The sequence below is a fragment of the Nocardioides sp. Arc9.136 genome, assembly GCF_030506255.1.
Lineage (GTDB): Bacteria > Actinomycetota > Actinomycetes > Propionibacteriales > Nocardioidaceae > Nocardioides.
In genome coordinates, this window is the sequence record NZ_CP113431.1 from 14454 (window position 1) to 31005 (window position 16552).

Consider the following 16552-nt stretch of genomic DNA (forward strand, 5'->3'; position numbering starts at 1 on the left):
CCCGGTCACGCCGTACCCTGGAGGGGTGCCCGTCGCCCTCGCCCCCCGCTACTGGGGCGGTCACCTCCTCGCGGTCGTGCTGGTCCTCCTGGCCTGCTGGCTGGGCGTCTGGCAGCTCGAGGCGTGGCAGGCGCAGCGGGACCTCGAGGCGCGCGACCTCACCGGCGTGGCGCCCGAGCCGCTGGAGGACCTGATCGGCCCGGACGACCCCTTCCCGGGCGAGGAGGTCGGCCACCCCGTCGAGCTCACCGGCACCTGGGTGCCGGAGAGCACCGTGTTCATCGAGGGTCGCCAGCACGAGGGCCGCGACGGCTACTGGGTCGTCACGCCGGTCGAGGTCGACGGGGGCGGCGGCGCCGCGATGTACGTCGTCCGCGGCTGGAGCGCAGAGGCGCAGGCCCCGGCCCCGGCGCCCGGACCGGTCACGCTCACCGCGTGGCTCCAGCCCACCGAGGGCACCACCGCCGTCGACCCCGACCGCAGCGACGACGTGCTCCCGCAGATCCGGGTCGCCGACCTGGTGCAGTACGTCGACCAGGACCTGTACGGCGCGTTCGGGATCGCCACCGAGCCGCTCGACGGCCTCGCGCCGGCCGAGCTCGAGCAGCTGCCCGGCGCCTCGGCGTTCACCGGGCTGAAGAACTTCCTCTACGGGATCCAGTGGTTCGTCTTCGGTGCCTTCGCCGCCTTCATCTGGTGGCGCTGGTCACGGGACCTGGCCACGGCCGTCGAGCGGACCGAGGAGACCGCCGACGAGGCGGTACCGTCGAGGCCGTGATCGACGACGACGAGCGCACCGACCCCGGCCTGAACAGCGCCCTGACCCGCTACCGCTTCATGGCCACCGTCGTCGGCGTGCTGCTCATCGTGCTGTGCCTGGTCGGCGTGCCGCTGGCCAACTTCGACGGCACGGGCATGTGGGGGGTCTTCGGCAGCACCCCGGACCTGTTCGCCACCGGGTCCGGCGCCCAGGAGCTCGGCGAGGCGATCACCGGCTACCTCGGGGTCGCCCACGGCTGGCTCTACATGATCTTCCTGGTGATGGCCTTCCTGCTCGCCCGCCGGGCCGGCTGGGACCTCCGGTTCACCCTCGTCACGCTGGTGTGCGGGACGATCCCGGTGCTCAGCTTCTGGGCCGAGCACCGCGCCACCGAGCGGGTCCGCGCCCAGCTCGGCGAGCCGGTCCACGGCTGAGCGGCGCGCCCGGTAACCGATGACCACCACGGCGTTCGTCCTCGGCGGCGGTGGGGTCCTCGGCGCCGTCGAGGTCGGCATGCTCCGGGCGCTGCTCGAGCGGGACATCACGCCCGACCTGGTCCTGGGCACGAGCATCGGCGCGCTCAACGGCGCGCTGGTCGCCCGCGAGCCCACCCTCGCCGTCATCGACCGGATGACGCGGCTGTGGGACGACGCGAGCCAGGCCCCGCGCGAGGTGTACGGCGACCGGCCGCTGCGCACGGTCCGCCGTGCGGTCTCCACCGGAACCCACCTGTGGTCCTCCCGCCCGTTGAAGCAGCGCCTGCTCGACGAGCTCGGCGACCTCACCTTCGAGGAGCTGCCGGTGCGCTTCCAGGTGTGCGCGGCGAGCATCGAGCGGGCGGCCGAGCACTGGTTCGACTCGGGCCGGGTCGTCGACGCGGTGATGGCCAGCGCGGCGGTGCCCGGCCTCCTGCCGCCCGCCAAGGTCGGTGACGAGCACTACCTCGACGGGGGCATCGTCAACTCGATCCCGCTGGCGCGCGCGGTGCGGCTCGGGGCCGACCGGGTCTTCGTGCTGCAGGTCGGCCGGGTCGACCGGCCGCTGCAGGTGCCGCGTCGGCCGTGGGAGGTCGCCCGCGTGTCGTTCGAGATCGCCCGGCGGCACCGGTTCCACCGGGAGCTCGAGGAGCTCCCCGACGGCGTGCGGGCGTACGTCCTCCCCGCCCGCGGCACCTCGGCGCGGGACGACACCTGGCGCGCGGCGACCGACTTCCGCAGCGTCCAGGAGCGGATCGACCGCACGTACGACGCGTGCGTGGACTACCTCGACCGCGAGCTGGGCCGGTGACCTGGGCCCTCCGCCGCCTGGTGCTCGCGCCGGCGGTCGTGGCGTCGGCCGTGCTGCTGTGGTTCACCCTGCCGCTGTGGCTCCTGGGTGCGGCGCTGGTCTCGCCGGTGGTGCCGGGCCGGCTGCGGGTGGTCCGCCTGGCCTGGGTCGCGGTCCTCTACCTCACGATCGAGGCGCTCCTGCTCGTGGTGCTGCTCGGCATGTGGCTCGCCAGCGGCTTCGGGCGGCGGATCCGCACGCCGTACTGGGAGGGCATCCACTACGACCTCGTCCAGGGGGTCATGTGGATCTTCTTCCGCGAGGCGCGGCGGGTGCTCCGGCTGACGATCACCACCGACGGCCCCGCGCCCGACGCGCACCCCGGCGTGCCGATCGTCGTGTGCTGCCGCCACGCCGGCCCGGGGGACTCCTTCACCCTCGTCCACGCGCTGATGCACTGGTACGGCCGGGAGCCGCGCGTCGTCCTCAAGGACACCCTGGCCTGGGACCCCGCGATCGACGTGCTCCTGAACCGCATCCCGGCGCGGTTCATCACCCCCGGGCGTCCGGGGGAGGACGTCGACGAGCAGATCGCCGCGCTCGCGACCGGCCTGGACGAGAACGACGCGTTCGTGATCTTCCCCGAGGGGGGCAACTTCACCCCGCAGCGCCGGACCCGGGCGATCGAGCGGCTGCGCCGGCTGGGGCTGCAGGCGATGGCCGACCGCGCCGAGCGGATGACGCACGTGCTGGCGCCCAAGCCCGGCGGGCTGCTCGCGGCGCTGGACGCCGCTCCCGAGGCCGACGTCGTGCTGGTGGCCCACACCGGGCTCGACCACCTCACCGGGGTCGCCGACATCTGGCGCGCGCTGCCGATGGACAAGCGGCTCACCATGCGGTGGTGGCAGGTCCCGCGGGCGGAGATCCCGACCGACCGGGACGCGCGGATCGACTGGCTCTACGGCTGGTGGGAGACCATCGACGCCTGGGTGGCAGAGAACCGGCCGGAGGATCTTCCCCCCGGCCGGTCCCGTTGAGCTGCCGCTCCTGCTGACCGCCGCCGGCGGTCAGCCGGCGACGGAGGCGGTCACTTCCGGTCGCCGTCCACGTCGGTGACCTCGGCCGGGTCGTCCGGCGTGGTCACCGCGTGCGGCGCCTCGGCGGCGTCGGCGATGGCCTCGTCGGGCGAGGCACCGCCGATGTCCTGGGCGACCTCGTCGGCCAGCGGCGTCGCCGCGGTGGCGTCACCGACGGGCGCGGCCGGGGTCGTCGTGGTGCTCGGCGTCGTCGTGCCGGCGCTGGGCGGCGGGCTCGGGACGTAGGAGGACTGCCAGTTGTCGCTGGTGCCCCCGCCCTGCAGGCGCTTGGCCACGACCGCGACGACGCCGGCGAGGCCTCCGAGGAGGAGCAGCTTCTTGAGCGCACCGCCCTTCTTCTTCGGCGGCTCGCCCTTGATCGTCGCGATCCGGGCCTCCGCGGCCGTCCTGGCCGCAGCGGCCTTCTCACCGGCTGCCGCGGCACCCGCGGCGACCAGCGGGGCGGCCTTGGCCTTGGCGTCGGCCAGCGCGGGGCCGGCCTTCTCGCGCGCGTCGGCGATGACCGGAGCGGCCTTCTCGCGTGCGTCGGCCAGGCTGCTGGCCGCCTTCACCTTGGCATCGGCCAGCGCGGGGCCGGCCTTCACCTTCGCGTCGGCGAGAGCGGGTCGTGCGGTGGTCTCGACGAACTCCTCGACCGCCTCCCGGGCCTGGGCGACGGCGGCCTCCACCTGGGGGCGCACGGTGTCGACGTAGTCCGAGGCCTGATCGAGGAGGGACTTCTTCTTGCGCAGACGCATCGCGTCACTTCCTCTCGTTCGGTCACTGCCATTCGATCACGCACCGCGCGGCCGGGCCACCCGGGAGACCGGTTGGCGCCACGTGCGAGGATCGACGGGTGCGGCGCATCGCCGCCGTACGTCGTGCAGTACCCACTCGCGTCGCGATCGGAACGCGCGGCGCGTCGAACCAGCCCGTTCACACGCGAAGGACACCCATGGCTGACCAGCAGGCCGTACTGAAGACGAACCGGGGCGACATCGTCCTGAACCTCTTCCCGAACCACGCCCCCGAGACCGTCGCGAACTTCACCGGGCTCGCCTCGGGTGAGAAGTCCTACGACTCCGGGAACGGCAGGAGCGGACCGTTCTACGACGGCCTGATCTTCCACCGCGTGATCGACGGCTTCATGATCCAGGGCGGCGACCCGCTCGGCACCGGCACCGGCGGCCCGGGCTTCACCTTCAAGGACGAGCCGCACCCGGAGCTCACTTTCGACAAGCCCTACCTGCTCGCGATGGCGAACGCCGGCCCGGGCACCAACGGCTCGCAGTTCTTCATCACCGTCGGCGCGACGCCGTGGCTGAACTTCAAGCACACCATCTTCGGCGAGGTCGCCGACCAGGCCTCGCGCGACGTGGTCGACGCGATCGCGACGACCAAGACCGGCCCGGGCGACCGTCCGGTCGAGCCGGTGGTCATCGAGACCGTCGAGCTGCGCTGACGCGGTCCTCCCGGAACGCGTGCTGAGCCCTCGCTGAGACCTCGTTGAGCCAGCCCACCCAGCCGATCCCCCCGGCCGGGGTGCCCGTCTGCTACCGGCACCCCGACCGGGAGTCGCACATCCGCTGCCAGCGCTGCGGCCGTCCGATCTGTCCGGACTGCATGCGCGACGCCGCCGTCGGCTTCCAGTGCCCCGACTGCGTCGCCGAGGGCGCGCGCACGACGCGCAGCGGCCGCACGGCGTACGGCGGGCTGCGGCCCACCAACGCCGCGATCACCTCCGGCGTCCTCATCGCCGTCAACGTGGCGGTGTGGATCGCGATCCTCGTCACCGGGGGTGCGGCCAGCCGGCTGGTCGACCTGCTGGCCATGCGGCCCAGCGGGCTGTGCCTGCTCGGCGACGGCGGCTTCAACGTGCCGGAGGCGGCCTGCACGGGCGGCGGCACCTGGCTGCCCGGTGTGGCCGACGGTGCGGTGTGGCAGGTGCTCACCTCGGGGTTCACCCACGTCACGGTGCTCCACATCGCCTTCAACATGTTCGCGCTGTACGTCCTCGGGCCCCAGCTCGAGCTCGCGCTGGGCCGTGCCCGCTTCCTGGCGCTGTACTTCCTCTCCCTGCTCGCCGGGTCCGCGGTGGTGATGTGGGCGGCACCGGAGTTCCAGGCCACCCTCGGTGCCTCCGGCGCGATCTACGGCCTCTTCGCGGCGCTGTTGATCATGGCGCGGCGGGTCGGTGGCGACGTGCGCCAGCTGGTCGCGCTGATCGTGGTCAACGTCGTGATCACCTTCGCGGTCCCGGGCATCTCCTGGCAGGGCCACCTCGGCGGGTTCCTCGGCGGTGCCGCGGTGACCGCGCTGCTGGTCTACGCCCCGCGGGGACCGCGACGCACGCCGGTCCAGCTCGCCGGGCTGGTGCTGGTCGCGCTGCTCGTCCTCGGCGCGATCCTCGCCCGCGTGCTCGTCCTGTCCTGAGCGCTGCCGGTCGTCGGCGGGCCGCCTTGACGCCGACCTGGCGGTTCCGACCACTTCTTGTTGCCCCACCCCCTCCCGCGCCGGAGGACGGGTCGGCACGCTCGGTGCGTGGAACGAACGACAGGGCGAGGTGTCCTCCGGGTCCCGGTGCGCGTCGACGACATCGGGCGCAGCCTGCGTGCGGACCTACCGACGGCCCGACGGCCCGACGGCACGCGGACCGCGGTGGCGTTCACCTCCGTGGAGGCCCGGGACCGGGCCATGACGCCCGGGCAGCAGCCGGTCACGCTCGCCGAGCCCGTGCTGCGGGCGCTGCTGGCCGATGTCGGGATCGACGCCCTCCAGGTCGACCCGGAGCGTCTTGACGTGTTCACCGCGGGTGGTGGTGACCCGCCCGCGGACCGGGCCCGTCCGGGCCGTTTCCGTCCACAGGTGTGGAGGAGCCTGTGCAGAACTACATGCGTGTAGTTCTGCACAGGCTTGTCCACCGCTGTGGAGAAGTCGCGCCGGAAATGCCGACCGCCGGCCGGCCCGGAGGCCGACCGGCGGTCGGGGTGGTGCGTGCTCGGCGGCGCCGAGGGGAGGTCACTCCCAGCGCGTGGCGTAGGTGAACCCCACCGCCATGAACCCGATGCCGACGACCAGGTTCAGCTGGCCGAGGTCGTTGAAGACCCAGAGACTGCTGAGGTCGTCGCTGAAGACGTAGAAGGTGCAGATCCACAGCAGGCCGACGAGGAAGCACCCGAGCATGCCGACCACGACGCCGCGACCGCGGCCGAGCGGCGTGGAGGGGTGGGCGGCGACGATCAGCCCGAGGAAGAGCAGGCCGAAGCCGACCAGGTAGTTCCAGTCGCCGAGGTCGGCCATGAACGCCGGGCTGCCGGCCTCGCCGGAGCCGTCGGGGCGGACAGCGGCGTAGTAGTACGCCGTCCAGGCGATGCCCACCACCATGAGCACCAGGGCCAGGACGAACCGCACCGATGCGATCGGTCCCCGCACGGGGGCGAGGGGGTCGCGCTCGGTCTTCTGCTTGGCCACGGTCTCTCCTGGTGGTCTCGCCGGTCCGTCCGCGACCGGGCGCCGCGGGACGCGGGATACCTTAGTCGGCGTGACGTCCGGATCCCACGCGCGGCCTGAAGACCGCCCGCCGCGCCGCTGGAGCGGCCTGCTGCGGCGCCCGCGCGGTCGCGCCGCCCTCGGCTGGCGGATCGGCACGCCCGTGATGGTCGTCCTGAGCGGCGTGCTGTTCGTGGCGAGCGCCGAGAACAGCGAGGGCACCGACCTGCGGCCGGGGCGCTACACCGACCTCGCGTCGCTGGTGGAGGCCGAGGCCGACCAGTACGACGCGCTCCGCGAGCGCGCCACCGAGCTCGACGACGAGGTCGACCGGCTCGCCGGGTCGGTCTCCGACGCGGGCGTCACGAAGCTGCGCCAGCGGGCCGACCAGCTGCGCGACCCGGCCGGGCTGGAGCCGCAGCGGGGGAGCGGGGTGCGGATCACGCTCTCGGACGCTCCTCGCGAGGTGGTCGAGGCCCAGCCGGAGGCCGCGGACGTCAACGAGTACGTCGTCCACCAGCAGGACATCCAGGCGGTCGTCAACGCGCTGTGGCGCGGCGGCGCGACGGCCGTGACGATCGCGGGCCAGCGGATCATCACCACCACCGGCATCAAGTGCGAGGGCAACGCCGTCACCCTGCACGGCGTGCCCTACCCCCAGCCCTACGTCATCGAGGCGGTCGGCGACCCGACCAGCCTGCAGTCCTCGGTCGGGGCCGACTCCTACGTCGCGGCCTACCTCGACGCGGTCGCCCGCGACACCGTCGGCTGGGACCTCGAGGTCGAGGACGACGTCGAGGCGCCGGCGTACGAGGGCGTGCTGGCCATGTCCTACGCCGAGCCGATCGACTGAGCCCGGTCGACTGGGCTCAGCCGCGGCCGTCGCGGGAGGGCACCGCGGGCGGCAGGTCGGTCGGGAGGCCGCTGGGGTCCGGCGTCTCGCTGGGCGACGGGGTGTCGCTGGGCTCCTCCTCCGGCTCGAACGTGGAGACGACGATGGTGATCGTCGAGCCCTCCGGCAGCGTCTCGCCGGCCTGCGGGCTCTGCTGGATCACGGTGCCCGCCGGCTCGGTGGTGTCGGAGCTGCGGACGACCGAGGTGCGGAACCCAGCCTCGCCGATCAGCCGCTCGGCCTCCCGCTGGCGGCGACCGACGACGTCGGGCACCTCCTCGGGACCGTCGGAGTAGGAGATGGTGACCGTCGCCCCGTCGGCGACCTCCTGCCCGGCGGCCGGGGCCTGGGCGATGACCTGGCCGGCCGGCTCGTCGGAGGAGGTCTCCTCCTGGGCGGTGCGCAGCCCGGCCGAGCGCAGCTGGGCCGCGGCGTCGGCCCGGCTGAGACCGACGACGGACGGCACGGTCACCTTCGGCTCCCCGAGGGAGACGACGAGGTCGACGGCGGTGCCGGGGTCGACGTACTGGTCGCGGTTCGGCTCCTGCTCGGAGACCTTGCCGGCGGGCACCGCCTCGTCCTCGGCGAAGGACACGTTCCCGACGCTGAGCCCGGCCTCGCGGATCTCCGCGCGGGCCTGGTCGTCGGTGAGGCGGATCAGGTTCGGCACCTGGACCTGCTCGGGAGGCGACTCGAAGAGCCGGCCGGCCGCGAAGACGCCGGCGGCCACGAGCACGAGGGCGAGCACGACGAGGAACGCGATCAGGCCGGTACGCCGTCCCGGCCGGTCGTCGCCCGCCGGTGGCAGCGGCGGGCGGGCGGCCGTGCTGGTCGTGGCCGAGGTGGGCATCGGCGCCGGCGCGACGTGGGTGACCGGCACCGCCGCGGTCGGCGGCGGGACCGTCGCCTGGACGGGGCGGCCGGCGAGGTAGCGCTCGATGTCGCTGCGCATCGCGGCGGCGGACTGGTAGCGGTCCTCGACGCGCTTCGCGAGCGCCTTCATCACGATCGCGTCGACCTCGGGCGGGAGGTCCTGGTCGTGGTCCGACGGCGGCCGGGCGGGCTCGCGGACGTGCTGGTAGGCCACCGCGACCGGGCTGTCGCCCACGAACGGCGGACGGCCGGTCAGCAGCTCGTAGAGCAGGCAGCCGGCGGAGTAGACGTCGGAGCGTGAGTCGACGGTCTCTCCGCGCGCCTGCTCGGGGGAGAGGTACTGCGCGGTGCCGACCACGGCGGCGGTCTGGGTCATCGTCGAGGACGCGTCGCTGATCGCCCGGGCGATGCCGAAGTCCATCACCTTGACGTCGCCCGACGGTGTGAGCATGACGTTGCCGGGCTTGATGTCGCGGTGGATGATCCCGGCACGGTGGCTGTAGTCGAGCGCCGACAGCACGCCGCTGGTGATCTCCAGCGCGCGCTCGGGGAGGATCTTGCGGCCCTCGCGGAGGATGTCGCGCAGCGTCCGCCCGGCGACGTACTCCATGACGATGTAGGGCTGGGCGACACCGCTGCCGTCGGTGGCCAGCTCCTCGCCGGTGTCGTAGACCGCGACGATCGCGGGGTGGTTCAGCGAGGCCGAGGACTGCGCCTCGCGGCGGAACCGGGCCTGGAACGTCGCGTCGCTGGCGAGGTCGGTGCGCAGCCGCTTGACCGCGACCACCCGGCCCAGCCGCGTGTCGGTGCCCTTGCGCACCTCGGCCATGCCGCCCCGGCCGAGCAGCTCGCCGAGCTCGTAGCGCCCGCCGACGACGGGGCCGGTCACGGCGTGCTCCCGGCCGTCGGGGTGGACATGCCGGTCGCCTGCGCGGGGGACGCCTGCGCCGGCGACGCCTGGGCGGTGGGCGCCGGGGCCGTGGGGGACGGCGGGGTGGACGTGGTCGGCTCCTGGGTGGGTTCCTGCGTCGGGGTCGGGGTCGGGGTGGGCGTCGGGGCCTGGGTGGTCGGCTCGGCCGACGGCTCCTCCGGCGTGGGCTCCGGGGTCGGCGCCTCCGTGGTGGGCTCCGGGGTCGGCTCGACGACCGGCTCCTCGCCCCAGAACTGGACGACGACGCGCTCGCCCTCGTCGAGCCGGCCCGAGGGGTCGACGGTCGTCACCGTGCCCGGCGTCTCGCCCCCGGGGTTGGCGACCTCCTCGGTGGTCACCCGCAGGCCGGCGCGCGTCAGCTCGCGGCGCACGTCACCGACCGGGCGCCCGAGGTAGTTGTCCTCGTCGATGGTGATGGTGCCGGCGGACGCGGTCGGCCGGTCGGTCGGGTCCTCGTCGCCGTCCTGCCCGGCCAGCGCGATGGCGGCGACGACGCCGGCGATCACGAGGACCGCGACGAGCAGGCCGATCACCAGGCCGGTCCGGCGGCGGTCGGCGTCCTCGGCCGTCTCGTCGGCGGCGACGGCGCCGGTCGTGCCCGTGGCGGCAGCGGCCGGCAGCGGGGGCACGACGGCGGTCGCCTCGGACGGGGGCGTCGCGACGACGGTCGGCGCGAGGAGCTGGGTCTGCTCCGCGGCCGAGGCCGGCGGCGGGGCCAGGAGCTCGGTGGAGGGGTCGCGCAGCGCGGCCGCGAGCGCCGAGGCGTCGGCGTACCGCTCGGCGGGGTCCTTGGCGAGCGCGCGGCGCACCACCGCGGCCAGGTCGGCCGGCACCGAGTCGGGCAGGTCCGGGACCGGGTCGTTGAGGTGGGCCAGCGCGGTGGCGACCGGGGAGTCGGCCTGGAAGGGACGCCGGCCGGCGAGCATCTCGAAGGCGACGACGCCGAGCGCGTACACGTCGGAGGCCGGTGTCGCGGGGTTGCCGCGGGCCTGCTCCGGCGAGAGGTACTGCGGGGTGCCCATCACCTGGCCGGTCTGGGTCATCCCGATCCCGTCGGCGGCGCGCGCGATGCCGAAGTCGGTGATCTTGACCGTGCGGTCCGGGGTGACCAGCAGGTTGGCCGGCTTGATGTCGCGGTGCACGATGCCGGCGGCGTGGGCGGCCGCGACGGCGTCGGCGACCTGCCCGAGCAGCTGGCGCACGGCGTCCGGGTCGAGCGGCTCGCCCTCGCGGAGGAGGGCCGACAGCGGCTGCCCGTCGACCAGCTCCATGACGAGGTACGGACGGGGGACGCCGGACCCGTCGGTGGCCGCGGCCTCCCCGAAGTCGTAGACGGCCGCGACGCCCGGGTGGTGCAGCGAGGCGGCGTGGCGCGCCTCGGTCTCGAAGCGGGAGCGGAACGTCGCGTCGTCGGCGTACTCGCTCTTGAGCAGCTTGACCGCGACCTCGCGACCCAGGGTGGTGTCGGTGGCCCGCCACACCTCGCCCATGCCGCCGGTGGCGATCCGGCCGTCGAGGCGGTAGCGGTGGGCGTCGTCGGCGTAGCGGTCGCCGGGGGCGCCCGGGGCCCCGAAGGTCACGGTCGGGTCGCTCACTGGCGGATCACCGCCTCCATGACGGCCTTGGCGATCGGGCCGCCGAGCGCGCCGCCGGCGATCTCGGAGCGGGAGATGTCGGCGTTCTCGATGACCACCGCGACCGCGACGTCCTCGTCGGGGGCGAAGGACACGAACCAGGCGTACGGCGGCCGGTCGGGGTCGCCGCTCTGCGCGGTGCCGGTCTTGCCGGCGACCTCGACGCCCTGGATCTGCGCCGGGGAGGCGGTGCCCTGCTCGACCGTGGCCACCATCAGCTCGGTGACCTCGTCGGCGGTCTGCGGCTTGACGGCCCGGGACAGCTCGCTGGGCTCGGTCTTGTCGAGGACCTCGTAGTCGGCCGACTGCACCTCGTCGACGACGTAGGGCCGCATCACGACGCCGCCGTTGGCGATGCCGGCGACGACCATCGCCATCTGCAGCGGGGTCGCCCGGACGTCGAACTGACCGATGCCGGTCTGGCCGAGCTCCGCGGCGTTCGGGTCCTCGGGGTAGACCGACTCGGCCTGCGGGCGCAGGTCCTGGAGGTAGTCGCTGTTGAAGCCGAAGCCCTCGGCGGTCTCCCGCATCTTCTCCGCACCGACCTCACCGGCGATCGCGGCGAAGCTGGTGTTGCAGGACTGCTCCATCGCCTGGGTGAACGGGATCCGGCTCGTGCCGCAGGGGCGGCCCTCGTTGTCGATCAGGCCGGTCTCGCCGCTCGTCAGCGGCAGCTGGTACGTCGCGCCGCCCGGCACCAGGTCGTCGGCGGTGTAGAGCCCCGCGTCGATCGCCGCGGCCGCGGTGACCACCTTGAACGTCGAGCCGGGAGGCAGCGTGGTCTGGATCGCCCGGTTCAGCAGCGGCTGGGCGGGGTCCTCCTGGAGCCGGTCCCAGGCGTCGGTGACCTCGCTGAAGTCGTGGGAGGCGAGGTTGTTGGGGTCGTAGGTCGGCAGCGAGACCATCGCGAGCACCTTGCCGCTGCTCGGCTGCAGGGCGACGACCGAGCCGCGGGTGCCGGCCCCCAGCCTGGTCAGGCCCTCGTACGCCGCGTCCTGGGCGGCCGGGTCGATCGTCAGCTGGACGTTCCCGCCCTCGCTGTTGTCGTTGCTGACCAGGTCGACCAGCTTGGTCACGAACAGCCGGGAGTCCTCCCCGGAGAGCACGTCGTTCTCCGAGCGCTCGATGCCGCTGGCGCCGTACTGGTAGGAGAAGTAGCCGGTCAGCGGGGCGTACTTGAACGGCTGGGGGTAGGTCCGCTGGAACTCGAACCGGTCGCCCGAGCGCTCGCTGACCGCCACCGAGTCTCGGCCGACGAGGATCGCGCCCCGCTCGCGGGAGAACGCCGCGTCGATCACCCGCCGGTTGCGCGGGTCGTCGTTGAGGTCGCCGGCCGCTTGGTACTGCAGGTAGGTCGCGTTGACCATCAGCGCCAGGAAGAGCAGCAGGCAGAAGATCGAGATGGTGCGGATCGGCTTGTTCATCGTCATGACAGGCGTACCACCTGGGTGGTCTCGGCGGCGGCGTCGTCGTCGTCGGTGTCCGCGGTCGGGACCGGCCGGCGGGCGAGGTCGGAGACGCGGATCACGAGCGCGATGATCACCCAGTTCGCGACCAGCGAGGAGCCGCCGTAGGAGAGGAACGGGGTGGTCAGGCCGGTGAGCGGGATCAGCCGGGTGACACCTCCGACGACCACGAACACCTGGAGCGCGAAGACGCTCGCGAGCCCCGTGGCGACCAGCTTGCCGAACGCGTCGCGCGAGATCAGCGCGGCCCGCAGCGAGCGCTCCACGATCAGGCCGTACATCAGCAGGACGGCCATGACGCCGGTCAGGCCGAGCTCCTCGCCGATCGAGGCGACGATGAAGTCGGACTCCGCGTAGGAGATCCGCCACGGGCTGCCCTCGCCGAAGCCGCGGCCGAGCAGGCCGCCCCAGGACATGCCGAACATCGACTCGACGATCTGGCGGCCGTTGTCGCTGGTGCCCTCGCCGTAGTAGGCGAAGGGGTCGAGCCAGAGGTCGACCCGGTCCTGCACGTGGCCGAAGAGGCGCCACGCGACGACCGCGCCGGCCAGGAACATCGCCGAGCCCACGACCAGCCAGCCGGGACGCTCGGTGGCGACGTAGAGCATGACCAGGAAGAGGCCGAAGAAGAGCAGGCTGGAGCCGAGGTCGCGCTGGAAGACCAGGATGCCGAGGCTGATCAGCCACATCGCGAGGATCGGACCCAGGTCGCGGCCGCGGGGGAGGTCGACGAAGACCAGCCGCCGGCCGGCCAGCGCCAGCGCGTCGCGGTGGAGCACCAGGTAGCCGGCGAAGGCGACCACGAGGAGCACCTTGGCGACCTCGCCGGGCTGGAAGCTGAACGGCCCGACGCCGATCCAGATCCGCGCGCCGTTGATGGTCTTGCCGATCCCGGGGACCAGCGGCAGCAGCAGCAGCACGATCGCGCCGAGCCCGCTGGTGTAGGTGAAGCGGGTCAGCACGCGGTGGTCGCGGATGACGATCAGTGTGCCGATGAAGAGGACGACGCCGAGGGTCATCCAGGTCAGCTGCTGGCGGGCGAACGTCGTGTCGCCCGCGGCCAGGTCCAGGCGGTGGATCACCGCGAGCCCGAGCCCGTTGAGCGCGGCCACCACGGGCAGCAGCACCGGGTCGGCGTACGGCGCCACGAAGCGGATCACCACGTGTGCGGCCACCACCAGGCCGGCCAGCCAGCCGCCGTACCCGAGGAGGTCGACGGGGACCTCGCCCTCGACGCCGATGCCGACGGCGGCGTACGCCCCGATGCCGACCGCGAGGGCCAGGACGAGCAGGAACAGCTCGGCGCCCCGGCGGCGCCGGTGGACGAAGCCCATGATCGCGCCCTGCTGCGCGCCCGCCATCAGGGCTCCTCCGTCGCCGAGCCCGGGCCGGACCCGGACGCGGGGCCCGGCGGCGCGGGCGTGGTCCCGCCGGTGGCACCGCCGGTGGGGCTGTCCGTGGCGCCGGCGGTGGGCTCGCCGCTCGCCGCGGTGCTGTCGTCGGCCGGCTCGTCGACCGGGGCCTGCTTGGCGGCCAGGTTGTCCACGGCGCGGCGGGCGTCGTCGAGGTCGTCGACCTCGATGCCCTCGCGGACCTTGCCCGCGTCGAAGTCCGAGAGGCGGTCCAGCTCGACGTCGGTGGTCTCGAACGGCTCGTTGAGCGGCACGCCGGGCAGGTCGGTGTTGAGGCCGCGGTAGATGACCACCGCGCCCTCCTCCTCGCCGACGAAGTACTGGTCCTGGCTCCACGACCACGCCACGGCGGCCGCGACCCACACGATCCCCCCGAGGACGAGGATCCCGAACAGCGGCCGGAGCCAGGCCAGCCGCCGCGGCGGCCGGGGGGCGTAGCGGGCCGTCTCGGGGTCGAGGGGGTCGGAGGAGATCGCGAACGGCACGTCGTCGGGGATGTCGGCCTGCACCGGCTCGAGCTCCCCGGTGTCGCCCGAGCGGTGGCCGCGGAAGAGGCCGCCCGAGCCCGGCTTGGTGCCCCGCGACGGCTTGCGGCGCAGCTCGCTGGCGGCACCGACGAGCATCGGCTCCAGCTCGGCCCAGGAGGCGTCGGCGGACGCCTGCTCCTCGGTGAGGACGTCGGCGACGATGCAGGTGACGTTGTCGGAGCTGCCGGCCTCGAGGCTGGCCCGGACCAGCTCGACGGCGGCGTAGTCGGGCGAGCCGGTCCCCACGATGTCGCCGAGGCGGGCGTCGTCGAGGACGCCGCTCGCGCCGTCGCTGCACAGCAGCAGGCGGTCGCCGGCCTCGAGCTCGACGAGGAACAGGTCCGGCTCTACGTCGCCGGGTCCGCCGAGGGCCTTGAGGATCAGGTTGCGGTGCGGGTGCACCCGCGACTCGGCCTCGCTGATCCGGCCCTCGTCGATGAGGGTCTGGACGAAGGTGTGGTCCTTGGTGAGCTGGGAGAGCCGCCCCGCGCGCCAGAGGTAGGCACGGCTGTCGCCGACGTGGCCCATGGCGATGCGGCGCCCGTCGAAGAGCGCGACCGTGGCGGTGGTGCTGGTGCCGTTGATCGAGGGGTCCTCGTCGACCAGGTCGTTGATCCGGTCGTGCGCGCGGTGCAGGGCGCCGGAGACCAGCCCGAGGAGGTCGTCGGGCTCGCCGGTGGGCTGCTCGTCGAGCCGTCGCAGCTGGGCGACCGCCGTGCTGGAGGCGATGTCGCCGCGGGCCGCGCCGCCGACGCCGTCGCACACGGTGAGCAGCCAGGGGCCGGCGTACCCCGAGTCCTGGTTGTCCTTGCGCACCCGACCCACGTCGGAGATCGCCGACCAGTGCAGGAGCAGGCTCACTTGCGGAGCTCCAGGATGGTCTTGCCGATCCGCACGTGCGAGCCGAGCGTGACCGTGGTGGGCTGGGTGATCCGGACGCTGCCGATGTAGGTGCCGTTGGTGGAGCCGAGGTCCTCGACGAACCACTCGTCGCCCGACGCGGCGATCCGGGCGTGCCGGGTGGAGACGTAGTCGTCGTCGAGGCGGATCGCGGCGTCGGAGCCGCGGCCGATGAGCACGGGGCCCTGGTCGAGCTCGGCGCGCTCACCGACGTTGCTGCCCTCGGTGACGATGACGTGGGTGGGGGAGCCGCGCCGCTTGCTCGGCGGCTTGGCCTTCGGCGCGCGCCCGCCGCCGCGGCGCCCGCGCGGCTCGGCGGCACCCCGGGCGGCCTCGGGCACGCGCGCGCCGAACATGTCGGAGCGGATGACCGAGATCGCGGAGAGCACGAAGATCCAGAGGATCGCCAGGTAGGCGACCCGGATGAGGAACAGCGTCAGCTCAGACATCCCAGCCGTCCTCCTCGACGATGCGGACCGTCATCGTGGTGTTGCCGATGCGCACCTCGGCGCCGTCGTGCAGCGCCGCGCGGGCCATCTTCTGCCCGTCCACGAGCATCCCGTTGGTGGAGCCGAGGTCGCGGACCTCGACCCGGACGGTCTCGTCGCCGGCGCGCCGCTCGGTGGTCACGCCGAACTCCACGTGCCGCCGGCTGACGCCGGGGTCGTTGATCCGGACGTCCGCCTCGGTGCCGCGGCCCACGACGACGCCCGGCGGGTGCAGCGGCTGGGTGGTGCCGTTGACCTCGAGCAGCGCCCGCGCGCGGCGCACCTGCGTGTGCGTGGCGCTGCCGGTCACCCGGGCCTGCGCGCGGCTGCGGATGCGGAACCGGCCGGTCGTGAGGTCCTCGGCGGGCACGAACTCGATCGCGATCGGCCCGGGGAAGACGTAGCCCTGGCTGTCGGCGTGCTCCTGCAGCTGCTCGGCGAGCTCGCCGGCCATCGCGGTGTCGTACGGCGCGAGCCGGTCCAGGTCGGGAGCGGAGAGCTCCACGTGGAAGTCGTTGGGCACCAGCCGGCGGTCGCGCGACAGGATCTGCGCGTTGTTGTCGACCTCGCGCTGCAGCGCAGCCGAGATCTCGACCGGCTGGACGGCCGAGCGGAACGCCTTCGCGAAGGCTCCTGAGATCATCTGCTCCAACCGCTGCTCGAGCTTGGAGAGTCCGCCCACGTCCCGCCGCCTCCTTCCACGTCGCTCTGCCTTGCTCTGCCGGGGCAGGGCCGACAGGCCCTGTCGGCCGCCGGGTCGCGACCGATCGTAACCATGTCGGGGACCGGCGGCCCGCACCCTCCGTTCCCGGTTTGGTCGCTGCTCACGCGCTGGGCT

The 16552-nt window shown here is 73.7% G+C and carries 17 protein-coding genes; 8 read left to right on the forward strand and 9 right to left on the reverse strand.

What is annotated here, in order from left to right:
• Window positions 1-25: 25 nt before the first annotated feature.
• The 4 genes from OSR43_RS00075 to OSR43_RS00090 are packed head-to-tail and all read left to right on the forward strand — an operon-like array spanning window position 26 to window position 3063.
• A complete protein-coding gene (locus OSR43_RS00075; protein ID WP_302268854.1) occupies window positions 26-778 on the forward strand; it encodes an SURF1 family protein in 753 nt (250 codons plus the stop codon).
• On the forward strand, window positions 775-1194 hold the full coding sequence (locus tag OSR43_RS00080; protein ID WP_302268855.1) for a DUF3817 domain-containing protein: 420 nt from the start codon (window positions 775-777) through the stop codon (window positions 1192-1194). Before OSR43_RS00075 ends, OSR43_RS00080 begins: the two co-directional genes overlap by 4 nt.
• Window positions 1195-1213: 19 nt before the next feature.
• The gene (locus OSR43_RS00085) at window positions 1214-2047 is read left to right on the forward strand and encodes a patatin-like phospholipase family protein (protein WP_302268857.1); all 834 of its coding nucleotides are present in this window, start codon (window positions 1214-1216) and stop codon (window positions 2045-2047) included.
• Window positions 2044-3063 (forward strand): 1-acyl-sn-glycerol-3-phosphate acyltransferase, encoded by a 1020-nt coding sequence (locus OSR43_RS00090; RefSeq protein ID WP_302268858.1) that lies wholly within the window; start codon window positions 2044-2046, stop codon window positions 3061-3063. Before OSR43_RS00085 ends, OSR43_RS00090 begins: the two co-directional genes overlap by 4 nt.
• Window positions 3064-3113: 50 nt before the next feature.
• Here the strand turns inward: OSR43_RS00090 and OSR43_RS00095 are convergent, their stop codons facing one another.
• On the reverse strand, window positions 3114-3860 hold the full coding sequence (locus tag OSR43_RS00095) for a hypothetical protein (RefSeq protein ID WP_302268859.1): 747 nt from the start codon (window positions 3858-3860) through the stop codon (window positions 3114-3116).
• A gap of 197 nt (window positions 3861-4057) precedes the next feature.
• Here OSR43_RS00095 and OSR43_RS00100 point away from each other — a divergent pair, with 197 nt between their 5' ends.
• From OSR43_RS00100 to OSR43_RS00110, 3 genes are all read left to right on the forward strand, one after another.
• Window positions 4058-4564 (forward strand): peptidylprolyl isomerase, encoded by a 507-nt coding sequence (locus OSR43_RS00100; protein ID WP_302268860.1) that lies wholly within the window; start codon window positions 4058-4060, stop codon window positions 4562-4564.
• 161 nt (window positions 4565-4725) lie between these two features.
• Window positions 4726-5535 carry a rhomboid family intramembrane serine protease gene (locus tag OSR43_RS00105; protein ID WP_302268861.1) on the forward strand — a complete coding sequence of 270 codons (810 nt, stop codon included), beginning with the start codon at window positions 4726-4728 and terminating at the stop codon, window positions 5533-5535.
• Between the two features lie 108 nt (window positions 5536-5643).
• Entirely contained in the window at window positions 5644-6003 is a 360-nt protein-coding gene (locus OSR43_RS00110) for an SAV_915 family protein (protein WP_302268862.1), read from the forward strand.
• A 117-nt stretch (window positions 6004-6120) separates the two neighbouring features.
• Here OSR43_RS00110 and OSR43_RS00115 read toward each other — a convergent pair whose 3' ends face one another.
• Window positions 6121-6573 carry a cell division protein CrgA gene (locus OSR43_RS00115; RefSeq protein ID WP_302268864.1) on the reverse strand — a complete coding sequence of 151 codons (453 nt, stop codon included), beginning with the start codon at window positions 6571-6573 and terminating at the stop codon, window positions 6121-6123.
• A 70-nt stretch (window positions 6574-6643) separates the two neighbouring features.
• Here OSR43_RS00115 and OSR43_RS00120 point away from each other — a divergent pair, with 70 nt between their 5' ends.
• On the forward strand, window positions 6644-7444 hold the full coding sequence (locus tag OSR43_RS00120) for a DUF881 domain-containing protein (protein WP_302268865.1): 801 nt from the start codon (window positions 6644-6646) through the stop codon (window positions 7442-7444).
• 16 nt (window positions 7445-7460) lie between these two features.
• Here the strand turns inward: OSR43_RS00120 and pknB are convergent, their stop codons facing one another.
• From pknB to OSR43_RS00155, 7 genes are read right to left on the reverse strand one after another with little or no spacing between them, the layout of a single operon-like run.
• Window positions 7461-9245 (reverse strand): Stk1 family PASTA domain-containing Ser/Thr kinase, encoded by a 1785-nt coding sequence (pknB, locus tag OSR43_RS00125; RefSeq protein WP_302268866.1) that lies wholly within the window; start codon window positions 9243-9245, stop codon window positions 7461-7463.
• Entirely contained in the window at window positions 9242-10882 is a 1641-nt protein-coding gene (locus OSR43_RS00130) for a protein kinase (protein ID WP_302268867.1), read from the reverse strand. Before OSR43_RS00130 ends, pknB begins: the two co-directional genes overlap by 4 nt.
• A complete protein-coding gene (locus tag OSR43_RS00135; RefSeq protein ID WP_302268868.1) occupies window positions 10879-12351 on the reverse strand; it encodes a penicillin-binding protein 2 in 1473 nt (490 codons plus the stop codon). Before OSR43_RS00135 ends, OSR43_RS00130 begins: the two co-directional genes overlap by 4 nt.
• Window positions 12348-13748 carry an FtsW/RodA/SpoVE family cell cycle protein gene (locus OSR43_RS00140; RefSeq protein WP_302268870.1) on the reverse strand — a complete coding sequence of 467 codons (1401 nt, stop codon included), beginning with the start codon at window positions 13746-13748 and terminating at the stop codon, window positions 12348-12350. Before OSR43_RS00140 ends, OSR43_RS00135 begins: the two co-directional genes overlap by 4 nt.
• Window positions 13748-15187: a PP2C family serine/threonine-protein phosphatase gene (locus tag OSR43_RS00145; RefSeq protein WP_302268871.1), complete on the reverse strand. Its 1440-nt coding sequence runs from the start codon at window positions 15185-15187 to the stop codon at window positions 13748-13750. Before OSR43_RS00145 ends, OSR43_RS00140 begins: the two co-directional genes overlap by 1 nt.
• Complete coding sequence (locus tag OSR43_RS00150; RefSeq protein ID WP_302268873.1) at window positions 15184-15675, reverse strand: FHA domain-containing protein; 492 nt, start codon at window positions 15673-15675, stop codon at window positions 15184-15186. The genes OSR43_RS00145 and OSR43_RS00150 overlap by 4 nt, the downstream gene beginning before the upstream one ends.
• On the reverse strand, window positions 15668-16396 hold the full coding sequence (locus tag OSR43_RS00155) for a DUF3662 and FHA domain-containing protein (protein ID WP_302268874.1): 729 nt from the start codon (window positions 16394-16396) through the stop codon (window positions 15668-15670). Before OSR43_RS00155 ends, OSR43_RS00150 begins: the two co-directional genes overlap by 8 nt.
• Between the last annotated feature and the right edge of the window lie 156 nt (window positions 16397-16552).